This window comes from Mycobacterium sp. JS623, assembly GCF_000328565.1.
Taxonomy (GTDB): domain Bacteria; phylum Actinomycetota; class Actinomycetes; order Mycobacteriales; family Mycobacteriaceae; genus Mycobacterium.
Genome location: NC_019966.1, coordinates 594,448 through 613,753, shown reverse-complemented (window position 1 = coordinate 613,753; position 19,306 = coordinate 594,448). Strand labels below are relative to the sequence as shown.

Below are 19,306 nucleotides of genomic sequence, written 5' to 3'. Positions count from 1 at the left end.
CTCGCCTTCGGGTGTTCATAAGCGCTGTGCCTCAACTTTCCGCTGGACGTCGCCGTCGAGTAGACGCTGCGTCAACCGCTCGAACTCGTCGCCCCACCCGGAGTTGTCGGTGCGCGCCAAGCCGCCCAGCTCGACGCTTACCGTACCCGGGCCGCACGGTGTGAGCCGAACCCAGACCCGACGGCGCCGTATCACCAGCGACACCAGCAGACCGGCCATCATCGTCAGCGCGAACACCAGCACCCAGATCTGGGCGGGATCGTGGGAGACCTGCACATTGACGAACGGCACCGCACCGTCGAACCGGACGACAGAGCCGTCGTCGAGCCGGGTCTGCTGACCGGCTTTGAGGTTGACTCGGGCCTTCTTCGCCAACCGATTCTGCGCGATGAGCTTCGGGTCGAGCGAAAACAACGACTGCGGCGTGCCCGTGTCCAGTCCGGTGTCGCCCTTGTAGATGTCGATCGCGACGGCGGGGTCGTTCAGCGCAGGGAAGCTCGATGACAGCAGGGTGCCGTCGAGCTGTTCGGTGGGTGCGAACAGGCCCTGGATCGCGATCTGGTTTTTGCGCCGCTGGTCGGGATTGGGATAGCTGCCGCCCGGCGGATCGAAGCGCATCGCCCCCGACGACAGCATCGTGATCTGGCTTTCCGGCCGGAACTGCAGCGTCTGCGTGCGGGTCTGCCCATCGGGGAACGTGACGGTGAATGTCGGGGCATAGCCGTGCCCCTGCAGGTACACCCGGTCCCCGCCAACACGCAGCGGCTCATTGACTTTCAGATGATACGGCCGCCAGGTGTCGGAGTTGAGATCGGCGCCGGCCTGGTAATCGATGTTGGCGGCAAAGCTCACGGCCTGACCGCTCGGCAGATAGTGCGCCTGGAAGTCGTTGACCTTCAAGCAGATTGGGTACAACGAGGTCCCGTCGACAGTGTTGCCCGCGCGGAACGAATCGAATGCCGCGGGCGACGCCGAACAGAAGCCGGGGCCCTTGTCGGCGACGACGATGACGTTGCCCTCGTAGCCGAATAGCTTTCCGGCCGCCACGGCGACGAGCAGGCCGAGCAGTGAGAAGTGGAAGACGATGTTGCCGAACTCACGCAAATAGCCTTTCTCCGCGGAGATTTCGGTTGTTTCGCCTTCCGTGCGTACGGTGCGGCGCCAGCCCTTGAGGTGACCGGCGATGGTCCCGGTCAACTGCTGCGGATCGCCGGCGACCTCCGCGGTGTGGTGCTTGGGGAGCCGGCTCAGGTTGCGGGGCGCGGCGACGGGGGTGGCGCGCAGGCTGCGGGCGTGTTCGACGAGCCGCGGCGTCAGGCAGCCCACCAGCGAGATGAACAGCAGCACATAGATCGCGGTGAACCAGAAGCTGGAGAACACCTGGAAGGCTTGCAGCCGGTCCAGCCACGGCCCGATGGTCGGATGCTCGGCGATGTATTGCTCGACCTTGAACTCGTTGAGGCTGCGCTGTGGCAGCAGGGCGCCTGGGATGGCGCCCAGCGCCAACAGGAAGAGGAGCACCAGCGCGGTGCCCATCGACGTCAGGGTCCGCCAAGTGTTGCGCATCAGCGCGAGCAGCCGTCTCATATCGGCAACGTCACGTCGCTGACGAACGCGTCGCGCACCCAGGACACGAAGTCGTTCCACAGTCCGGTCACCAGCGCCGTGCCGACGAGGATCAGCAGCACGCCGCCAAAGATCTGGATCGCGCGGGTGTGCCGCCGCAGCCAGCCAAGGCCCTGCACGGCACGAGCGGAGCCAAAGGCCAACAACACGAACGGGATTCCCAGTCCGAGGCAGTACGCGATGACCAGTGCGACACCGCGGGCCACGCTCGCGCCGTCTGTCGCCGACGCCACCGCGATCACCCCGGTCAAGGTGGGGCCGAGACACGGCGTCCAGCCAAGCCCGAACACCGCGCCGAGCAGCGGCGCACCACCGAGCGTCGAGACCTGCTTGGGTGTGAACCGGGCGTCGCGCTGCAGCAGCGGGACAAACCCGACAAACACCAGGCCCATGACGATCGTGAGCACGCCGCCGATGCGTTGCAGCAGAAGCTGATTGGTGATCAACGTGGTCGTCATCCCGAGGACGGCAACGGTGCCGAGCAGGAACACGGCGGTGAAACCCGCGACGAACAACAGGGCCGCGCCTGTGACCCGCAGCCGCGCGGTCCGGACCGTCCCACTCCCCGGTTCCTCCTCCACCCCGACGACGGCCGCCAGGTAGGACAGATAGCCCGGTACCAGCGGCACCACACACGGCGAGGCGAACGAAACGAACCCGGCGAGGACGCTGATGCCCGCCGCGAGCAGCACCGGTCCTGCGGCGGCGATCTCGGTGAACCCGGTCATGTCTTCGACTCCGGTTCGGCCGCAAGCCTTTCCACCACAGGTTGGAGGTCCTCTGCGAGCAACTCGCGAAGGAAGACCGCAGCGACCCGGTGCTCACGGTCGAGCACGACAGTCGACGGGATGACGGTGGCCGGGTATTTACCGCCGAATGCGATCATGGTGCGCATCGGCGGGTCGTAGATCGACGGGAACGTGACCTTGCGGTCGACGATGAAATCCTTTGCCGCGTCGCGATTGTTGTCGCGGACGTCGATGCCGAGGAATGCGACGCCCTTGGCATGAGTGGCGTCGTACACCTTCTGCAGCTGCGTGATCTCAGTGCGGCAGGGCCCACACCACTGGCCCCATACATTGACTACGACGACCTTGCCCGCGAAGTCGTCAAGCGAAACCGTCTTGGCGGGATCCATCAGCTCGGATCCGGCCAACTTGCCTGGGCGGCCACGGCTTTCGGGTGGGTCGTAGAGGATGTCGGTCTTGCCGCCGGGTGCAACAAACTCGAACGTGCCGCCCTGCGCCACCGCGTCGTCACCGGTCGAGCAGCCAGCGAGCGCGACGATCGCCGCGCTTGCCAGGACCGCCAGCCACTTCACCGCCCGGCCAGCTCCGAATATCCCCAGCCGACGTAGGAGTCGCCGTGGAAGTAGAAGGAGGTCACCGACGCGAGGTTGCATAGGCGCCGAGTCGGGAAGTGATGCAACGCCTTCCCCGTCATCGCCCGGCGCAGTGTTTCGACGGGCAGCTGATGGCTGACGCATAGGGCCTCATGGCCCGCCGCTTTCGTCCGGGCTCGGTGCAGTGCTGCCGTCATCCGAGCCGCGATCTCAGCGTAGGGCTCACCCCAGGACGGGGTGCGCGGGTCGCGCAGGTGCCGCCAATTGAGAGGGTTGCGAAGGGCGCCATCTCCGGGGGACACCTTCTTGCCCTGGAAGACGTTCGCCGACTCGATCAGATCCTCGTCGGTGTTGATCGGCAGACCGAGTCGGGTTGCCAACGGCTCGGCCGTCTCCTGTGCACGCTCTAGCGGCGAGGCGACGACGTAGACGATGTCGCGCTGCGCCAGCCAGTCGGCGACCGCCTGCGCCTGCGCCCGCCCGCGCTCCGACAGGTGGTAGTCGGGCAGGCGGCCGTAGAGGATCTTGTCGGGGTTGTACACCTCGCCGTGCCGCATCACGTGCACGACAGTCTTCACGGCCTCACTGGCCTCGGGAGCCTTCTCTGTCATGCGGGTTTCGTCGCTTCCGCGGCAGCGCGAGCGGCGCCCGGCAGGGCTTCGGCGATGTGTTCAAACGCCTTGTCATCCAGAACGGTTGACACGAACCAGGTTTCGAACGCGCTCGGGGGCGGGTAAACGCCTGCGTCGAGCAGCGCGTGGAAGAACGCCGGGAAGCGCCAGGTTTCAGTGGCGCGCGCGGCCGCGAAGTCGTGGACGGGCGCGTCGCCGAAGAAGACGCTGAGCATGTTCCCCGCCCGCTGAATCTGATGTGCGACACCGGCTTCGGTCAGCGCATCACCCATCAGTGCGGCCAGCCGATCGGCATTGGTGTTCAACGCGCCGTAGGCAGCATCGTCGGCAGCGCGCAAAGTGGCGAGTCCCGCGGCCATCGCGACGGGATTACCGGACAGCGTGCCTGCCTGGTATACGGGCCCCAGTGGTGCGAGACGCTCCATCACCTCGGCGCGGCCACCGAACGCGGCGGCGGGCAGCCCGCCGCTCATCACCTTGCCGAACGTGAACAGGTCGGCGTCGACGGGATCGACGCCGTACCAACCGGATCGGCTGACGCGAAAGCCCGTCATCACTTCGTCGGAGATCAGCAGCGCACCATGCTCGGCGGTGATGCGGCGCAGCTCTGCGTTGAACCCCGGCAGTGGCGGAACCGTGCCCATGTTGCCGGGGCTGGCCTCGGTGATGATGCAGGCGATCTCGTCACCGAACCGGCCGAACGCGTCCTCCACTGCGGGAATGTTGTTGTAGGGCAACACAATCGTGTCAGCGGTGGCGGCGCCGGTCACTCCCGGTGATGACGGCAGGCCGAGCGTTGCGACACCCGATCCGGCGTCGGCAAGCAGCGCGTCGCTGTGGCCGTGATAGCACCCGGAGAACTTGATGATCTTGGCGCGGCCGGTGTAGCCGCGAGCCAGCCGGATCGCGCTCATGGTGGCCTCGGTACCGGAGTTGACCATGCGCAGCCGCTGCACTGGCGCGACGCGACCGATGATCTCGCCTGCGAGTTCGGTCTCCGATGGCGTGGGCGCCCCGAAGGATAGGCCATCGGCTGCGACGCGCTGGACCGCCTCGACGACGGCGGGGTGGGCGTGGCCGAGAATCATCGGGCCCCATGAGCACACCAGGTCGACATAGCGGTTGTCGTCGGCGTCGGTCAGCCAGTACCCGGAAGCAGACGTGATGAACCGCGGGGTGCCGCCGACCGAAGAAAAGGCTCTGACCGGCGAGTTCACCCCGCCGGGGATGACGGCACACGCGTCGGCGAAAAGCGCAGCAGAGGCCGCCGTCGACAACGAAGTGCGGTGCATGACCACTAGTGTTCCAGCCCGGCCAAGCTGGTCAACTACAGGGTGTAGTGGCTCAGCCCTTCGGGGTGACGACGAACACAGGGTGGTCGGCCTCGCGCGGCAACTGCTTGAAGTAGCCGTCGACTGCGCGGCCGGCCTTGTGACGGTAGGCCGCGAGGATCGGTTGGCGGTCCTGTTCGGGAATCTCCCGCGCGACGTATGCGGTCGGGCCGATCGTCACGTTCGGGTCGGCGCGGACGTTCTTGACCCACTCGGATTCGCCGCGAGTGGAGACCAGATACTTGGCGCCCGCGACATCGACCGTGATCACGGGAACCTCTTGCCGTTGCTTGCTACGGCGCCGGGTCACGGTCAGCTTCTCGGTATTGCTCACCCCGGTGGCGATCGCGATCTTGTTGAACACCGCGCGGGTGAACCATCCAGGCTTGAGGTAGGCCATGACTTACGAGTGTGATGGTCGGCGTGCAACTACCGCAATGGCCGGCGCGGTTCAACCGGTACGTCACCAACCCGATCCAGCGGGTGTGGGCGGGATGGGCGCCGACCATGGGCATCCTCGAACACATCGGCCGAACGTAGGGCAAGCCCTACCGAACGCCGTTGACCGTCTTCCCCACTCTGTTCGGCCTGCTGCCGTTCCAGCAGGCGGTGCTGGTCAAGCGCGTCTAGACCCGCGGGCTGACGCGCGCCCAGATCGGTCCGTCGGCGACGGTGGTGAACGGCACCTCGCAGCGGAATTCCTTGTCCACAGAGCGGATCTCCAACGCGCGGACAATCGTCGCCATCGCAAGCGTGGTCTCCAGCCTCGCGAAGTGCTCGCCGATGCACGGCCGTCCCCCGCCGAGGAACGGCAGAAACTCCCACCGGTTGCGGGCCTTCACGTTCTCCGGGCTGAACCGGTCGGGGTCGAAGGCCATCGGGTCGGGCCAGATAGCCGGATCATGGTGCAGGCCATAGATTCCGACCGCAATCAGGCTGCCTGCCTCCACCCGATAACCATCCACCGCGATGTCGCGCGTCGCCAACCTGCCGACGCCTGCGGCGGGCGGGCACAGTCGTAACGACTCGTTCAGCACTTGCGCGGTATATCCGAGCCGGGGCACATCGTCAGGTGTCAGCTCCCTATCGCCGACCTCGGCGGCCTCGGCTGCGACACGCGCCTGGATCTCAGGGTGGTGCCCGAGAATCCACAGCGAGTAGGTCAGCGCCGTAGCAGTGGTGTCGTGGCCGGCCAGCATGAAGATCAGCAGGTCGTTGGAGATGTCCTCATCGGAAAGGTGCTGACCGGTCTCCGGATCGGTGGCCGCGATCAGCGCTTGCACGAGCGGCGCGTCACGCATGGGATCCTCGCGGCATGCGTGCACCATCTCGTCGGTGATTGCGCGCATCGCCCTGACGGCAGCGCGGGCCTTGCGGCGCGCGGGCGTCGGCAGCCACCGCGGTGCGTGTACAGGTCGCAACGCGCGGTCGGCCGTGTAGGAGGACGCGACATGCATGCACCGGGCGATCGTCTCCGCCCGCTCGTTGAGATCGATGCCGAGAACCGAACGCCCCAGTGATTGCATGGCGACCTTGCGGCATTCGATGTCGAGGTCCACCTCGCCACCGTCGGGCCAGCGGTCGACGAATTGCTGTGCAGCCCTTGACATGTGGCCGCCGAAGTTTCGGACATTGTGTTTGGTGAATACTGGCTGTAATGCGCGCTTGCGCGGACGCCACTGCAGGTTGGGAAGGACGAACAGGCTGTCGCCGGCCATGTTCTGGACTTCCTCGTGAATGATGCACCGCTCGGAAGACGCGTCGGTGCGGCTTAATACGTCGCGCATCGCGTTTGGCGACATCACCGCGACGATTGGCGGAAACAGCCATTTCGGTCCAAACGCGATGCGGGTGATGGGACCACCTGCGTCGCGAATTACTTCCTGCCCGGTGTCGAGCCTTCGCACCAGCTTTACCAACTTCCGCAGCGGCAGCGGGTTCCTCGGCGTCAACGGCAAGGAGCTGACGTCGATCGCTTCGCTGGTTGTCGGATTCACTTCGCGGTCCAGGTGAGGGTTTCGCCTTCACCGCTAATCATCGCCGTGCCGGGCATGACCCGCAGCCGATACGGGCTCAATCGCAGCACTGCGAATTGATCGGATGTCGGGCCGTCCGCCCACATCGGGATGATGGAGGGGTCATAGCCGACGGGCGAGGGGCCCTTCGCGAATCTGTTCCAGACTGCCGCACGGGTCTCGTCGTCGTGATACCACTCCACCAGGCAATCGGCGCTGCAGGTGTCATGGTTCGTGGTCCAGTAACTGACCGCCATTTCCGGGTGAGCGGCGAGATGCGCCTTCTTCACCGGGCTGGGCACCGTGGCGATCCAGCCGAACAAATCGGTGCCGTCCCACTCCCAAAACGGATGCAGAATGCGAGTGCGGGGCCGACTGTTTTCGTCGACGGTCGCGACCGACGCCCACACGATCGAATGCGCCATCTCGATGAACGCCGGGGCAATTCGCTCAAGCGGTGTCACAAGCCAATAGCCTAGGCACATGCCGCTGCCTGCTGAGGATGTTCGCCTCGCGGAGCAGTTTGTCAGCGATCTGAACTCCGGTATGCCACCGCACGCTGCACGCCAGTTGCGCTATCGCTTGGATACCGAGCGCAATGCGTTGACCGTGGTCGAGTCTCGCGCCGTCGACCCCGAGCAACCAGGCGGGCCGTGGTTCGACGTATTCGTTGCGCGTCTGCGGTTCACCCGGTCGCGTGGCTGGGAGCTGTATTGGCCCGACCGCGACTCAAACTTTCACGTGTACGAAGCAGTCGAGCCGACGCAGGACGTCACGCTGCTCCTAGCAGAAATCCACAACGATCCGACTGGAATCTTCTTCGGCTGATCGCAGCCTCACGACTCCTGGAGCTTGCGGAATTCCTCGGTCTTGCGGTACTCCACATTGCCCTCTTCGGCGGTGGTTTCGACCTTGCCCTTGTCCTCGTCGTCGACCCAGTCGGTGACGGCGGTTCCGGAGACCGTGCCGCCGCTGCCGGGCAGGGTGGTGGTCTGAAGGTCGTCGTTGTAGGCCTTGGCGATCTTCTTGGCCTCTTCCTTGTGCTCGTCGGTGACCTCGGGCTTCTCCGTCATCTTCGGTTCTTCGGAGTTTTCGGTTGACTCAGCCTGTCGCCGTTGTTCGCGGACGTCGGGCGCCCCACTCTGTTGCTGCTGTTCGGACTCGCCGGTGCGTTGCTGTTGTTCGGTACCCATGCTGTAGGGGCTGCCCGATGGTCCGAGTTACGAAACGCAGAACAGCTAACCAGCCGGGACAGCCCGCAACGCAACGGGCAAGCTCGGCAAGAAGTGCTGCGTGGCGAAGGCGCGGACGTCGTCGGCCGTCTCCAGTGGTTGCGCGCTGGGCAGCAGCAGCACCATCGCGGCGTATCGCAGGATGGTGTCCGCCAGCTCGAGCACTGCCTGCTCTCCGATCCGCTCGGCGAAGCCGGTCGGAAAGATCACCCGCAACGCCTCGGCCATCCGTTCGATTGCCGCGCCGTAATGCTGACCGGCCATCTCGAGAACCAGGCCGGGCTCATCAGTCATCATCCGATCGAGCACCCGGTGCCTGCGAAATTTCAGTATCGATAGAGTGAAGGCTTCGACGTAGTAGTTCGACTGCGGCCCAGCCTGTTTCAATTCGGCGGCGATGTCGGCGAACAACCGGACGTTCTCACGTTCGATGACCGCCGCGACGAGCTCGTCCTTATTGGCGAACCGCCGGTAGATGGTGGTCCGGCTGATCCGCGCCCGCCGCGCGACGTCATCGAGGGCGACCTTGCGAAAGCCATGCCGTTCGAACTCGACGACGGCGGCGTCGAGGATGGCTTCTAGCGTCGGGTCAGCCCCTGGCATAGCCCTTTAACGCATAACCGTTGTAGCGCAGCCGCATTGGCAGATGGTCCCACACCCAATTCACAGGGTGAGAGCGCCATAGCGCGGCGAAGCGTTGATAGCGACGCTCCTGGCGTTCGCTCCACGGCAGGCCGAGAAGATCGCGTGCCCGGGGCGGCAGGCCGCCCGTCGTCAGGAACGCGGCCATCGGGTCGAACACGACCGCGATGACGCGCCACACGACTGGCGACACTCCCTTCGGGCACGGGAAACCCTTCGTCACGTAGCCGACGCCGTATTTCGCCGTCGGATGCGCAACCATGACCTCATTAATCATCCGGTCCCAATACTGTTGGAAATCAGCGTAATTGGCCGGCATGGGCCGATCGCTGACGCCGTAGCGGCGATACCACGTCTTGGATTCGAGGTAGATCTGTTCCTTCTCGGCTTGCGTCAGTCGTTTGACAAACGTGTCGGCGAAGTAGAGCACCTGTTCGACGAAGGTGGCGTGCGCCCAAAAGTAGGTGTCGGGGTCGAGCGCGTGGTAGCGAACGCCGTCCGTGCCAGGCATATCGCCCTTCACGTGGTGGTGGAAGTCGCGGACTTGCGTGCCTGCGTTGTCGTCGTCAGAGCCGTAGACGGTGTTGAAGATCGGCGGAATGGTGCGCTTGAGGCGCTCCGCGGTGTCGGCGAAGAACATCGAATGGTCGAGCACGCCTTGGCCCAGTTCGGCGAGCATGTTTTGCAGTACTGCAGGCCGCGGCCCGATGAGATACATCCGGTTGTCGCCGAAGTAGCGCCAGACCAGTGATTTCGGCCCCAGCGGTAGCGCGTCTGTGGCTGTGGGCTGCTCCGCAAGCTCCGTCATGTAGAACAGTGTTACAGATTTCGAACTTTGTACCAACCACCTGTGGCGAGGCCCACAGTTGGAGTTACGCCACGGCGAGCGACCCCATCTGTACGTCGATGTACGGCGTGTCGGTGTGCAGACACGGTCGCTCGCGGGAGATGGGTCAGCGGCGACGCAGGCCGGCGATGCCCAGCACGGCCAGCACGCCGGCAACCGTGGCCAGCAGCAACGACAACCCCAGCAGCGGCGGGCTGTAGACCACCGACGTCGTATGGGGTTCGCCCTCGAGCACCGGCCCCACCACGACCGTCGAACTCGCGGCCAACCAGCTCACCACGCATCCGATGGCAGCGGCGACCGCCACCAGCAGTTCGATTCGGGCCCTCATGACGCCGGTTCCGGCGGGATGCGCTCCTCGACGAGATGCGTCAGCGCCGAACGCAGCATCTGGTGCTTACGCGCCCAGGCTTGGGCAGTGCGATCGTTGGTCAGCCGCAGCCCGATGCCCGTGCGGCCGCGTGGCACACCAGTGAGCTCGCCAAGCGCCCGCGACGACATCCATTTCGGCTCGTCAGGCCCCGTCGGTTCCGGATAGATCCGCACGATGTCGTCGATGCGGAGGCGTTCGGTGCCCTGGCGCAGGTAATCGGGCGTCAACTCCACCGACGTGTGGATACGCGCGGCCTTCACCTGAATCCAGAGAAACCCAGACACCAGCGCGAAGAAGACGCTGGGCACCAGCAGCTGAATACCGTAGCCGGCCGAAAGTTGAATCAGCGCCATGGCGATACCCGCGCCGGGACCTGCCGATAACCACCACCAGCTGGCGCCCTGTTCGTAAAACAGCACCTCGGGGCCGGCGCCGCTTTCCGTCACTGCGGCTCCTGTTCCGGCACCGTTGCGCTCGGTCGGGTGATCAGCACGGTTCCCGCGACCAACGGGAACACTGCGAGCAGCGTGATGCCGTTGGCTAGCTGGAACAGCGCCGCGAGCGCGATCAGCACGACGACGGCTAGCGCCAGCGCAAGGGCGGCCCGACGAAAACGTGTGTCGCCCCCGCGGCTGCGGCCCGCCAGAAACGCCAGCGCACCGCCCGCGAGCGCAAAGATGACGCCCGCTCCGCGAAAGACGACGGGAACGTTCAGAGAAGCGGCGATCAGGCCACCGAGCAGGAGCAGGAAAGACGCGGCTACCCAGCACCAAAATGCGGCGGTGACGACACGCGGTCGCGACTGAGGGGCTGTCATTTCCCGGTCAGCCTAGCGGCTCACCTAGTAAAGAACGCGTGGGCGTCCTTGCGATGCAGCAGGAACACACCACCCACGATCAGCACCGACCCGACGATCGCGGCGACCGCATAGGTGACGGCTGCGGCGGCGGGCCGGTCCACACTGAACAGGCTGGTGCCCATGTAGACCACCGACGCGATGCCGCCGCCCGTCAACAACGTGCGAGCCCACCGGTAGCCGTGCCTCATCAATATCAGGAACGTCACCACCACCGCCGCCAACACGATGACGAACAGGACCGAGACTGCGTACACGATCATCGGCGGATGACTCTCGGCCACCACCAGATCGATGATGTAACCGATCACCATCAACGGCAGCGCCGCCACCCACAACCAGAATCCGGTATCGACGTCCACCGGCCTGCCCGGCTGGGTCGTCTTCTGCGGCTGGGTCATATGTCGCCGGCCCTGCGGCTCCGTGTCACGCCAGCCAGCCGGCCACGTCGGCCGCCCAATACGTCAGCACGATGTCAGCGCCCGCGCGCCGAATGCTGGTCAACGTCTCGAGGGCCACCGTCTGCAGATCGATCCAGCCGTTCGCGGCGGCTGCGCTGATCATCGAGTACTCGCCCGAGACCTGATAGGCCGCGACCGGCACCGGCGAGGCGTCCGCGGCGGCGCGCACGACGTCGAGGTAGCTCATCGCAGGCTTGACCAGGATGATGTCGGCACCCTCGGCGATGTCCAGCTCGATCTCGTGGACGGCCTCGCGGGCATTGCCCGGGTCCTCCTGATAGGTGCGACGGTCGCCGCTCAGGCTGGACGCCACAGCCTCGCGGAACGGGCCGTAGAACCCCGACGCGAACTTGGCTGCGTAGGCCAGGATCACCGTGTCGGTGTGGCCCGCGGCATCAAGACCGTCGCGGATCGCCTCGACCTGTCCGTCCATCATCCCGCTGGGGCCGACGACCTGCGCGCCCGATTCTGCTTGTGCGACAGCCAATTCCACATATCTGACGTTCGTGGCGTCATTGTCGACGCGGCCCGCGGCGTCCAGCACCCCGCAGTGGCCGTGGTCGGTGAACTCGTCAAGGCAGGTGTCGGCCATCAGCACGGTGTCCTCGCCGAGGTCTTTGGCCAGATCGCGCAGCGCGACGTTGAGGATGCCGTCCTCCGCAATCCCTGCCGAGCCGGTGGCGTCCTTGTCCTCATCGCGGGGGACGCCGAACAGCATCAGCCCGCCGACACCTGCAGCGACCGCATCTGCGGCGGCGCGGCGCAGCGAGTCACGGGTGTGCTGAACGACGCCCGGCATGGACGCAATGTCGCGCGGCTCGTCGATGCCGTCGGCGACGAACATCGGCAACACCAAATGCCTTGGCTCAACCGAGGTTTCCGCCACCAGGCGGCGCAGCGCGGGGGTTGACCGCAGTCTCCGAGGACGGTGACGCGGAAAACTCATCAGCGCCTGCGGCTCTTCTTGCGCGGTGGCGGCAGCGCGCCTTCGGCACGTAGCCGGGCGGCGTGCTCGGCCAGCGCGTCGACCAGCGGGCCGATGGCGGCGACTTCTGGCTGTACATCGACGCGCAGACCGAATTCCGCTGCTGTTTCAGCAGTTTTCGGGCCGATGCACGCGACGATGGTGCGCGCATGCGGCTTGCCGGCGATACCCACCAGGTTGCGTACCGTCGAGCTCGACGTGAAGCAAACCGCGTCGAATCCACCGGTCTTGATCATCTCGCGGGTCGACGCGGGCGGCGGCGCCGCACGCACCGTGCGATAGGCCGTGACGTCCTCGATCTCCCACCCACGCTCGCGAAGCCCTTCGGCCAGCGTCTCGGTGGCGATGTCCGCACGCGGCAACAGCACCCGGTTCACCGGATCGAAAACGTCGTCGTAGGGCGGGAATTCGTCAAGCAGGCCCAGCGAGGATTGCTCGCCCGACGGCACCAGCTCCGGGTTGATACCGAAGGCCCGCACCCGGTCGGCGGTGGCCTGGCCGACGCACGCGATCTTCACACCCGAGAACGCGCGGGCGTCAAGGCCGAACTCGTTGAACTTCTCCCACACCGCACGCACCGCGTTGGTGGAGGTGAACACCACCCACTGGAACCGGCCATCGACAAGGCCCTTGACCGCACGCTCCATCTGCGCGGGGCTACGCGGCGGTTCGACCGCGATGGTCGGCACCTCGACAGGCAATGCGCCGTGGCCGACCAGCTTTTCGCTCATCTCGCCGGCCTGATCCTTGGTGCGCGGCACCAGCACGGTCCAGCCGTACAGGGCGCGGCTCTCCCACCAGTTGAGCTTCGCGCGGTTGGCGACGGTCTTGCCGATTGTCACCACCAGCGGGCCGGCCAATGGACCGGCAGGCTCGCTGCCCGCAGGCTTATCAAGCACAGCCTTGTCGAGCAGGCCAGCGAGAGTCGTTTCGACCGAACGTTGTTGGCACGTCGTGCCATTCGCGGTCACGACGGTTGGCGTGGTGTCGATCAGCCCGTGCTCGATCAGTGTGCGCGCCGCGTCCGGCAGATGAGATGCGGTCGCGTGCAGGATCAGTGGGCCAGGCGCGGCGGCCAGCGCCGCCCAGTCCACGTCACCGCGGACGTCGGCCACCGTGTGCGCCGATCCCAGCGGCAGCCCCGCATACGTCGGCACCGCGGTGGTGTCGGGTAGCCCCGGGACGATCTCGAAATCCAAATGCGTCTTGGCCAGCGCGGTGACCTCGGTGATCACCGCATCCACCGACAGCGGGTCGCCCGCGACCAACCGGACCACGTCGACACCCGTACGTGCCTCGGTGGCCAGCGTCTTCGCGACCTCGGCAGGATCGCCCAGCGCGGGCCGGATGTCGGGACCGCCCGGAATGGCCGAGGCCAGCGGAGCCGCATTGGCGGCGGCGGCATGGTCTGAGTCCTTATCCCCGGTGTCGGCGGCTTTCGGCGCCTCAGCAGGCTCAGGTCCCGACGGCGGCGGCAGCTCGGAACCCGCAAGGGCGAGCACCGCTTCTGGCACGTCGGGATCGGTGAAAATAAGCGCGGCATTGGCGAGGACCGTTCGCGCCCGCGTCGTCAGCAGGCCGGGGTCACCCGGCCCGGAGCCGACGAAGGTGATGCGGCCGGGCTTTGTCTTACGCCCTCTGCCCGAGTGCCCAGTCATCTCTCTCTCCCAGCATCGGCCAACAGATCGCGCGCCCCCAGCTCGAACAATTCCGCGGCCACCGAGAGCCCAAGCTCTGATGCCCGATCGGGTGTCCCGATGCCGGACGCACGGATCACGTCGGATCCGTCCAGCGTCGCCACGCAGCCGCGCAGCGACAGCTCTTCGAAGACACGGCCGTCCTCATCGATGGACTCGACCACCTCGGCGATCGCCCCCACCGGTGCGGAACAACCCGCCTCCAGTTCGGCGAGCAGGACTCGTTCAGCGGTGACCGCGGCGCGTGTGTCGGCGTCATCCAACTCCGCCAGCAGCGCAACGAGCTCGGTGTCGTCTGCGCGGCACTCGACCGCGAGCGCACCTTGAGCCGGCGCTGGCAACATCTGCACCGGCTCGAGAGTCTCGGTGACATCTGCGAGTCGCCCGATGCGGGCCAGTCCCGCCCGTGCGACCACGATGCCGTCGAGATCACCATTGCTAACCCTGTTCAACCTGGTATCAAGGTTGCCTCGTAGGGGGCGGATTTCCAAACCGAGACCCAGTGCTCTAAGCTGCGCGGCCCGCCGCGGGCTCGACGTGCCGATCACCGACCCCACCGGCAACTCTCCGAGCACCATCCCGTCGCGGGCCACCAGGGCGTCTCTGGCGTCCTCGCGTGGGGGTATCGCGGCGATGACGAACCGAGGGTCGGGTGCGGTCGGCAAATCCTTGTACGAGTGCACGGCCATGTCCACCTGACGCTCGGCGATGGCGTCGCGCAGGGCCGCGGTGAACACGCCGATGCCGATGTCGGCAATCGGCCCAGTCGACCGGTCGCCCTCGGTGGAGATGATGACCAGCTCGGCGGCGTGCCCGTTGGCCGCAACGGCGTCCTTGATGACGCCGGCCTGCGTCTTCGCCAACAGGCTGCCCCGGGTGCCTATCCGGATTACTTCGCGGCTTTCCGGCGGGCAGGAGCGCAGCGACCGGGGGGATTGATCAGTCAAGCGCTACTCAGTCTTGTCGAGATCTCTTGTGACCAAAGGCAATTCGGGTCCCGCGACGGCGTCGACGGCCTGCTGGTCGAGTTCGAACAACTCGCGCAGCGCCTCGGCGTAGCTGTCGCCACCCGGTGCGCTGGCCAACTGTTTGACCCGCACCGTGGGCGCGTGCAACAGCTTGTCGACGACGCGGCGGACGGTCTTGGCGACCTCATCGCGATGCGCGGCGTCAAGCCCGGGCAGCCGGTTGTCCAGTCGCAGCAACTCGGCTTCGACCACGTCGGCCGCTCGCTGTCGCAGGGCCGTCACGGTCGGCGTCACCTCGGCCATCCGCTGTCCGGCCAGGTAACTGGCAACCTCGGCGGCGACGATCGCACGGGCCGCGTCGGCGTCAGAGGCCGCGGCGCGGGCCGACGGATCGCGCTGGATGCGGTCCATGTCGATGACGAAGACGCCGGGCAGGCCCGCGACGGCGGGATCGACGTTGCGCGGCATCCCGAGATCGCAGATCACCAATTGTTTGGGCTCCGGCACGTGCGCCAGACCGCGGTGCACGTCGGCGAGCGACACCACAGGGCGCACGGCGCCGGTGCAGGTGACGACGACGTCGGCATCGGTGAGGACCGGGGTCAAGTGGTCAAACGGGAACGCGTCGGCGATCACGCCGAGCTCGCGAATCTTGTCGGCCAGCCGCTTCGCGCGAGGCAACGTCCTGTTCACGACGTGGATGCGTTCCACGCCCGCGCGGGCCAGATGCTTGGCCGCCAGCGCGCCCATCGAACCGGCGCCGACGACGACCGCCGCGCGGCCTGCCAGGCCGTCGAGTTTGGTTTCGGCCATGCCGAGGGCCACCGACACCACCGAGGCGCCCGCCGCGTCGATGCCGGTCTCCGAATGCACCCGCTTGCCAACCGACAGCGCGCGCTGCGACAGCTCGTGCAGCGTGCGGCCGACGGTGTGGTTGGCCTCGGCGGACGAATAGGCGCGGCGCACCTGCCCGAGCACCTGCGCTTCGCCGATCACTGCCGAGTCCAGGCCGCTGGCCACGGCGAACAGATGCTCGACGGCCGCTTCCGCGTACCGCACATAGGCGTATTTCGTCAGGTCGTTCAGCGACATGCCGGAATGTTGGGAGAGCACCGAGCCGATCACCGAAAGGCCGCCGTGGAACGCCTCGACGACGGCGTACACCTCGACGCGGTTGCAGGTGGACAACACCATCGCCTCGGTCACGAGGTTGGACTGCAGCACCTGCTCGACGATTTTGGCTTGGTCGCCTTCGTCAGTGCTCAATTGCTCCAGCACCGACACCGGCGCGGAGCGGTGCGAAACCCCGAAAAGCAATACGCTCACGGCTTCATCACCACGTCATCCAAGGTAATGGTTGACCAGCTGGGATACCAAATTTGCCCAGGTCTTTATCGGTTCCCCAGATCCGCTCGCAGACGCGGCTCGTCGACCTCCCAGTAACTGTGCTCGGCGCCGTCCAGAAGCACGACGGGCAGCCGGTCACCGAACTCGGCACGCAGCGCCGAATGCCCTGCCGCGGCGGCCGCGTCGACGTCGGTGATGCGCAATCCGAAGCCCAACTCGTCGGCCAATCGCCGCAGTTGCGTCGCCGCCCCAGCGCAGATCGTGCACCCCTCACGTGTGAGCAATTCCACCTGCCGGTTCACCCCGCAAGTATGGCTAGCCGCTGGCCTACTGTTAATCCGTGTCCGAAAGCGGGGGTGCCGACGTCGCGGCCGTCGAACAGCAGCTTGCCGGTGAGGCGAGCGCCGAGGCCGCCGTCACCGATCTCGTGGTCGAAGCCGCCACCACGCCGCCTCCGCCGCCGCCGGACCTGACCGCGGCGGCGTTCTTCGACGTCGACAACACCCTTGTGCACGGCTCGTCGCTGGTGCATTTCGCCCGCGGCCTGGCCGCCCGCAAGTACTTCACGTACAGCGATATGGGCCGATTCATCTACGCGCAGGCCAAGTTTCAGCTTCTCGGCCGGGAGAACAGCGACGACGTGGCCGCAGGCAAGACCAAGGCGCTCTCGTTCATCGAGGGCCGCTCGACGGCCGAGCTGGTGGCGCTCGGTGAGGAGATCTACGACGAGATCATCGCCGACAAGATCTGGCCGGGCACCCGCGCGCTGGCCCAGATGCATCTCGACGCGGGCCAGCAGGTGTGGCTCGTCACCGCGACCCCCTACGAGCTGGCCGACACGATCGCCAGGCGGCTGGGGCTGACCGGTGCGCTTGGCACCGTCGCCGAATCGGTCGACGGGGTGTTCACGGGGCGGCTGGTTGGCGACATCCTGCACGGCAGCGGCAAGGCGCATGCCGTGCGGTCGCTGGCCATCCGGGAGGGGCTCAACCTCAAGCGCTGCACCGCCTACTCCGACAGTTTCAACGACGTGCCGATGTTGTCCCTGGTCGGTACGGCCGTCGCGATCAACCCCGACGCCGATCTGCGTGATCTGGCCCGCGAGCGGGGCTGGGAGATCCGCGATTTCCGCACCGCCCGAAAGGCTGCCAGGATCGGGGTCCCGTCCGCGCTGGCACTCGGCGCGGTCGGGGGCGCATTAGCAGCGATCGTCTCACGGCGGCAAGAAGGCAGCTGAACGGCCGCTGATAGGCTCGCGCCGCTAACACAGCCAGAAACGGAAGACCGAGCCAGCATGGGCATCGCTGACAACATCATCGGAACTCACTACCGCTACCCCGACTACTTCGAGGTGGACCGGGAGAAGATTCGCGAGTTCGCGCGCGCCGTGAAGGACGACCATCCCGCGCACTACAGCGAGGAGGCCGCCAAGGAGTGCGGCTATGACGCGTTGATCGCGTCGGTGACGTTCCTGGCCGTTGCGGGCCGCCAGGTGCAGCAGGAGATCTTCAACCAGTTCGACGTGCCGATCAACATGGAGCGGGTGCTACACCGCGACCAGAAAATCGTCTTCCACCGCCCGATCCTGGCCGGCGACAAACTGTTCTTCGACTCCTACCTTGATTCGGTGACCGAGTCGCACGGTGCGGTGCTCACCGAGATCCGCGGCGAGGTGACCGACGCCGATGGCAAGCCGGTGCTGACGAGCGTCGTCACCGTGATGGGCGAGGCCGCCTCGGACACCGAGGCCGACGAAATCAGCGAGCAGATCGCCGCTGCCCGCGACGCCGCGATCGCGAAAATGATTGCTGGGCAAAGCTCTACAAAGAGCTGACCCCACCGCAGCGGCGTTCAGCCGAGGAACATGTTGCGGCGGTTTGCCAGTAGCTGGTACAGCGTCTGCTGGATGGTCTCGCGGACCTGGTCGGTCAGCTCGAATGTGATCATCGGATCCTCGGCGGCCGACTCGTCGTAGTCGGTGGTGTCGATCGGCTCGCCGAACTGGATGTGCCACTTGGACGGCAGCGGCACCATGCCGACCGGTCCTGCCAGCGGGAACAGCGGGGTGACCGGGAAATACGGCAGGCCGAACAGCCGGGCCAGCAGCTTCACATCCGCGATCATCGGGTAGATCTCCTCGGACCCGACAATCGAGCACGGCACAATGGGCGCCTTGGTCCGCAGCGCCGCCCCGACGAAGCCGCCCCGGCCGAACCGCTGCAGCTTGTAGCGATCCTTGAAATGCTTGCCAAGGCCCTTGTAGCCCTCGGGGAAGACAGCGGTCAACTCACCGGCGGCCAAGAGTCGGTGCGCGTCGGCCGTGCACGCCATGGTGTGGCCGGCCTTGCGCGCGGCCTGCCCCAGCATCGGCATGTCGAACACCATGTCGGCGGCGAGCAGGCGCAGGTCGCGGTGCGTGGGGTGCTTGTCGTGCACCGCCACCGCCGTCATCAGCCCGTCGAACGGCAATACGCCTGCGTGGTTGGCGACCACGAGCGCCGCACCGGTGCGCGGCAGGTTTTCAATCCCGCTGACTTCAACCCGGAACCACGAGTTGAAAAGCACACGCAGCAAAGGCAAAAAGATTGCGTCATTGAGGTGCTGGTCGAACCCGAACTCGTCGACGATATAGTCGCCCATCATCCGCTTGCGGATGAATTCGGCGATCGAGGCGATCCGCTTGGCGAGCTCCGACGGCGTCTCTTCGACCGCCGAGGTGCCTGAGACGGCGCCGCGCCGCTGGTCGATTTCGCGAACGACCGCGGCGATCTGCTCGGCGGAAGCGCGTCCGCCCGAGTCTGTCAGCAAGGAGGGATGTCGGCGCGACCCTTCAGCGCGCGCGGCAGAAGCGCGGCGCGCAGCCGACGATCGGCTCGAATTGGAATGCAGCGGAATGACTTTGGCTTTGGACTCGCCCGCCACGTGATTACCTTCTCCCCACCCGATTCAAAG

General features: G+C 66.2%; 24 protein-coding genes and 1 pseudogene. 4 read left to right on the top strand and 21 right to left on the bottom strand.

Translation table 11 applies throughout. From position 1 onward, the window contains the following. Positions 1 to 15: 15 nt before the first annotated feature. From resB to MYCSM_RS02825, 6 genes are read right to left on the bottom strand one after another with little or no spacing between them, the layout of a single operon-like run. Complete coding sequence (gene resB / locus MYCSM_RS02850) at positions 16 to 1,566, bottom strand: cytochrome c biogenesis protein ResB (RefSeq protein WP_198345044.1); 1,551 nt, start codon at positions 1,564 to 1,566, stop codon at positions 16 to 18. A 17-nt stretch (positions 1,567 to 1,583) separates the two neighbouring features. Beyond that, entirely contained in the window at positions 1,584 to 2,354 is a 771-nt protein-coding gene (locus MYCSM_RS02845; protein WP_015304621.1) for a cytochrome c biogenesis CcdA family protein, read from the bottom strand. Then, a complete protein-coding gene (locus tag MYCSM_RS02840) occupies positions 2,351 to 2,947 on the bottom strand; it encodes a TlpA disulfide reductase family protein (RefSeq protein ID WP_015304620.1) in 597 nt (198 codons plus the stop codon). Before MYCSM_RS02840 ends, MYCSM_RS02845 begins: the two co-directional genes overlap by 4 nt. Further along, entirely contained in the window at positions 2,944 to 3,579 is a 636-nt protein-coding gene (locus tag MYCSM_RS02835) for a histidine phosphatase family protein (protein WP_015304619.1), read from the bottom strand. The genes MYCSM_RS02840 and MYCSM_RS02835 overlap by 4 nt, the downstream gene beginning before the upstream one ends. After that, positions 3,576 to 4,892, bottom strand: coding sequence for a glutamate-1-semialdehyde 2,1-aminomutase (gene hemL / locus MYCSM_RS02830; protein WP_015304618.1), 1,317 nt, complete (start codon positions 4,890 to 4,892; stop codon positions 3,576 to 3,578). The genes MYCSM_RS02835 and hemL overlap by 4 nt, the downstream gene beginning before the upstream one ends. A gap of 52 nt (positions 4,893 to 4,944) precedes the next feature. Beyond that, positions 4,945 to 5,331: a nitroreductase/quinone reductase family protein gene (locus MYCSM_RS02825; protein WP_015304617.1), complete on the bottom strand. Its 387-nt coding sequence runs from the start codon at positions 5,329 to 5,331 to the stop codon at positions 4,945 to 4,947. A gap of 23 nt (positions 5,332 to 5,354) precedes the next feature. Between MYCSM_RS02825 and MYCSM_RS35130 the strand changes: the two are divergent. Beyond that, positions 5,355 to 5,468: pseudogene (locus MYCSM_RS35130) on the top strand (nitroreductase family deazaflavin-dependent oxidoreductase); the annotation flags it as partial. A gap of 89 nt (positions 5,469 to 5,557) precedes the next feature. On the opposite strand, the gene MYCSM_RS02815 reads toward MYCSM_RS35130, so the two are convergent. Then, positions 5,558 to 6,928, bottom strand: a complete 1,371-nt coding sequence (locus tag MYCSM_RS02815) for a cytochrome P450 (protein ID WP_015304616.1) — start codon at positions 6,926 to 6,928, stop codon at positions 5,558 to 5,560. Continuing rightward, a complete protein-coding gene (locus tag MYCSM_RS02810; RefSeq protein ID WP_015304615.1) occupies positions 6,925 to 7,431 on the bottom strand; it encodes a pyridoxamine 5'-phosphate oxidase family protein in 507 nt (168 codons plus the stop codon). Before MYCSM_RS02810 ends, MYCSM_RS02815 begins: the two co-directional genes overlap by 4 nt. Between MYCSM_RS02810 and MYCSM_RS02805 the strand changes: the two genes are divergently transcribed. Then, positions 7,430 to 7,774, top strand: coding sequence for a DUF3024 domain-containing protein (locus MYCSM_RS02805; RefSeq protein ID WP_015304614.1), 345 nt, complete (start codon positions 7,430 to 7,432; stop codon positions 7,772 to 7,774). The two genes, MYCSM_RS02810 and MYCSM_RS02805, sit on opposite strands and share 2 nt — an antisense overlap. A gap of 8 nt (positions 7,775 to 7,782) precedes the next feature. Here MYCSM_RS02805 and MYCSM_RS02800 read toward each other — a convergent pair whose 3' ends face one another. From MYCSM_RS02800 to MYCSM_RS02745, 12 genes are all read right to left on the bottom strand, one after another. Further along, complete coding sequence (locus MYCSM_RS02800; protein ID WP_015304613.1) at positions 7,783 to 8,139, bottom strand: hypothetical protein; 357 nt, start codon at positions 8,137 to 8,139, stop codon at positions 7,783 to 7,785. A gap of 45 nt (positions 8,140 to 8,184) precedes the next feature. After that, positions 8,185 to 8,781 (bottom strand): TetR/AcrR family transcriptional regulator, encoded by a 597-nt coding sequence (locus tag MYCSM_RS02795; protein ID WP_015304612.1) that lies wholly within the window; start codon positions 8,779 to 8,781, stop codon positions 8,185 to 8,187. Continuing rightward, positions 8,768 to 9,628 carry an oxygenase MpaB family protein gene (locus MYCSM_RS02790; protein WP_015304611.1) on the bottom strand — a complete coding sequence of 287 codons (861 nt, stop codon included), beginning with the start codon at positions 9,626 to 9,628 and terminating at the stop codon, positions 8,768 to 8,770. The genes MYCSM_RS02795 and MYCSM_RS02790 overlap by 14 nt, the downstream gene beginning before the upstream one ends. Positions 9,629 to 9,773: 145 nt before the next feature. Beyond that, positions 9,774 to 9,998, bottom strand: coding sequence for a hypothetical protein (locus tag MYCSM_RS02785; RefSeq protein ID WP_015304610.1), 225 nt, complete (start codon positions 9,996 to 9,998; stop codon positions 9,774 to 9,776). Continuing rightward, positions 9,995 to 10,486 (bottom strand): hypothetical protein, encoded by a 492-nt coding sequence (locus MYCSM_RS02780; protein WP_015304609.1) that lies wholly within the window; start codon positions 10,484 to 10,486, stop codon positions 9,995 to 9,997. The genes MYCSM_RS02785 and MYCSM_RS02780 overlap by 4 nt, the downstream gene beginning before the upstream one ends. Beyond that, positions 10,483 to 10,857 (bottom strand): hypothetical protein, encoded by a 375-nt coding sequence (locus MYCSM_RS02775; RefSeq protein ID WP_015304608.1) that lies wholly within the window; start codon positions 10,855 to 10,857, stop codon positions 10,483 to 10,485. Before MYCSM_RS02775 ends, MYCSM_RS02780 begins: the two co-directional genes overlap by 4 nt. Positions 10,858 to 10,877: 20 nt before the next feature. After that, positions 10,878 to 11,297, bottom strand: coding sequence for a hypothetical protein (locus MYCSM_RS02770; protein ID WP_015304607.1), 420 nt, complete (start codon positions 11,295 to 11,297; stop codon positions 10,878 to 10,880). Between the two features lie 25 nt (positions 11,298 to 11,322). Then, positions 11,323 to 12,303, bottom strand: a complete 981-nt coding sequence (gene hemB, locus MYCSM_RS02765) for a porphobilinogen synthase (protein ID WP_015304606.1) — start codon at positions 12,301 to 12,303, stop codon at positions 11,323 to 11,325. Further along, complete coding sequence (locus tag MYCSM_RS02760; RefSeq protein WP_015304605.1) at positions 12,303 to 14,000, bottom strand: uroporphyrinogen-III synthase; 1,698 nt, start codon at positions 13,998 to 14,000, stop codon at positions 12,303 to 12,305. The genes hemB and MYCSM_RS02760 overlap by 1 nt, the downstream gene beginning before the upstream one ends. Beyond that, positions 13,997 to 14,962 carry a hydroxymethylbilane synthase gene (gene hemC / locus MYCSM_RS02755; RefSeq protein WP_041313042.1) on the bottom strand — a complete coding sequence of 322 codons (966 nt, stop codon included), beginning with the start codon at positions 14,960 to 14,962 and terminating at the stop codon, positions 13,997 to 13,999. The genes MYCSM_RS02760 and hemC overlap by 4 nt, the downstream gene beginning before the upstream one ends. Before the next feature lie 27 nt (positions 14,963 to 14,989). Then, positions 14,990 to 16,333, bottom strand: coding sequence for a glutamyl-tRNA reductase (locus MYCSM_RS02750; protein WP_015304603.1), 1,344 nt, complete (start codon positions 16,331 to 16,333; stop codon positions 14,990 to 14,992). Positions 16,334 to 16,398: 65 nt separating this feature from the next. Next, positions 16,399 to 16,656, bottom strand: coding sequence for a glutaredoxin family protein (locus tag MYCSM_RS02745; protein WP_015304602.1), 258 nt, complete (start codon positions 16,654 to 16,656; stop codon positions 16,399 to 16,401). 38 nt (positions 16,657 to 16,694) lie between these two features. On the opposite strand from MYCSM_RS02745, the gene MYCSM_RS02740 reads away from it, so the two are divergent. Together MYCSM_RS02740 and MYCSM_RS02735 are read left to right on the top strand one after the other, a co-directional pair. After that, positions 16,695 to 17,591: an HAD family hydrolase gene (locus tag MYCSM_RS02740; protein WP_015304601.1), complete on the top strand. Its 897-nt coding sequence runs from the start codon at positions 16,695 to 16,697 to the stop codon at positions 17,589 to 17,591. A 57-nt stretch (positions 17,592 to 17,648) separates the two neighbouring features. Then, a complete protein-coding gene (locus MYCSM_RS02735; RefSeq protein WP_015304600.1) occupies positions 17,649 to 18,188 on the top strand; it encodes an FAS1-like dehydratase domain-containing protein in 540 nt (179 codons plus the stop codon). A 17-nt stretch (positions 18,189 to 18,205) separates the two neighbouring features. Here the strand turns inward: MYCSM_RS02735 and MYCSM_RS02730 are convergent, their stop codons facing one another. After that, positions 18,206 to 19,300: a lysophospholipid acyltransferase family protein gene (locus MYCSM_RS02730; protein ID WP_232425769.1), complete on the bottom strand. Its 1,095-nt coding sequence runs from the start codon at positions 19,298 to 19,300 to the stop codon at positions 18,206 to 18,208. Positions 19,301 to 19,306 lie beyond the last annotated feature (6 nt).

What these genes read in the sequence shown, in the direction of transcription:
- MYCSM_RS02835 (WP_015304619.1), bottom strand. Translation starts at nt 3,579, where the DNA reads ATGACAGAGAAGGCTCCCGAGGCCAGTGAGGCCGTGAAGACTGTCGTG.
- MYCSM_RS02775 (WP_015304608.1), bottom strand. Translation starts at nt 10,857, where the DNA reads ATGACAGCCCCTCAGTCGCGACCGCGTGTCGTCACCGCCGCATTTTGG.
- MYCSM_RS02795 (WP_015304612.1), bottom strand. Translation starts at nt 8,781, where the DNA reads ATGCCAGGGGCTGACCCGACGCTAGAAGCCATCCTCGACGCCGCCGTC.
- MYCSM_RS02800 (WP_015304613.1), bottom strand. Translation starts at nt 8,139, where the DNA reads ATGGGTACCGAACAACAGCAACGCACCGGCGAGTCCGAACAGCAGCAA.
- MYCSM_RS02845 (WP_015304621.1), bottom strand. Translation starts at nt 2,354, where the DNA reads ATGACCGGGTTCACCGAGATCGCCGCCGCAGGACCGGTGCTGCTCGCG.
- MYCSM_RS02805 (WP_015304614.1), top strand. Translation starts at nt 7,430, where the DNA reads ATGCCGCTGCCTGCTGAGGATGTTCGCCTCGCGGAGCAGTTTGTCAGC.
- MYCSM_RS02825 (WP_015304617.1), bottom strand. Translation starts at nt 5,331, where the DNA reads ATGGCCTACCTCAAGCCTGGATGGTTCACCCGCGCGGTGTTCAACAAG.
- MYCSM_RS02790 (WP_015304611.1), bottom strand. Translation starts at nt 9,628, where the DNA reads ATGACGGAGCTTGCGGAGCAGCCCACAGCCACAGACGCGCTACCGCTG.
- MYCSM_RS02735 (WP_015304600.1), top strand. Translation starts at nt 17,649, where the DNA reads ATGGGCATCGCTGACAACATCATCGGAACTCACTACCGCTACCCCGAC.
- hemL (WP_015304618.1), bottom strand. Translation starts at nt 4,892, where the DNA reads ATGCACCGCACTTCGTTGTCGACGGCGGCCTCTGCTGCGCTTTTCGCC.
- MYCSM_RS02810 (WP_015304615.1), bottom strand. Translation starts at nt 7,431, where the DNA reads ATGTGCCTAGGCTATTGGCTTGTGACACCGCTTGAGCGAATTGCCCCG.
- MYCSM_RS02785 (WP_015304610.1), bottom strand. Translation starts at nt 9,998, where the DNA reads ATGAGGGCCCGAATCGAACTGCTGGTGGCGGTCGCCGCTGCCATCGGA.
- MYCSM_RS02760 (WP_015304605.1), bottom strand. Translation starts at nt 14,000, where the DNA reads ATGACTGGGCACTCGGGCAGAGGGCGTAAGACAAAGCCCGGCCGCATC.
- resB (WP_198345044.1), bottom strand. Translation starts at nt 1,566, where the DNA reads ATGCGCAACACTTGGCGGACCCTGACGTCGATGGGCACCGCGCTGGTG.
- hemB (WP_015304606.1), bottom strand. Translation starts at nt 12,303, where the DNA reads ATGAGTTTTCCGCGTCACCGTCCTCGGAGACTGCGGTCAACCCCCGCG.
- MYCSM_RS02770 (WP_015304607.1), bottom strand. Translation starts at nt 11,297, where the DNA reads ATGACCCAGCCGCAGAAGACGACCCAGCCGGGCAGGCCGGTGGACGTC.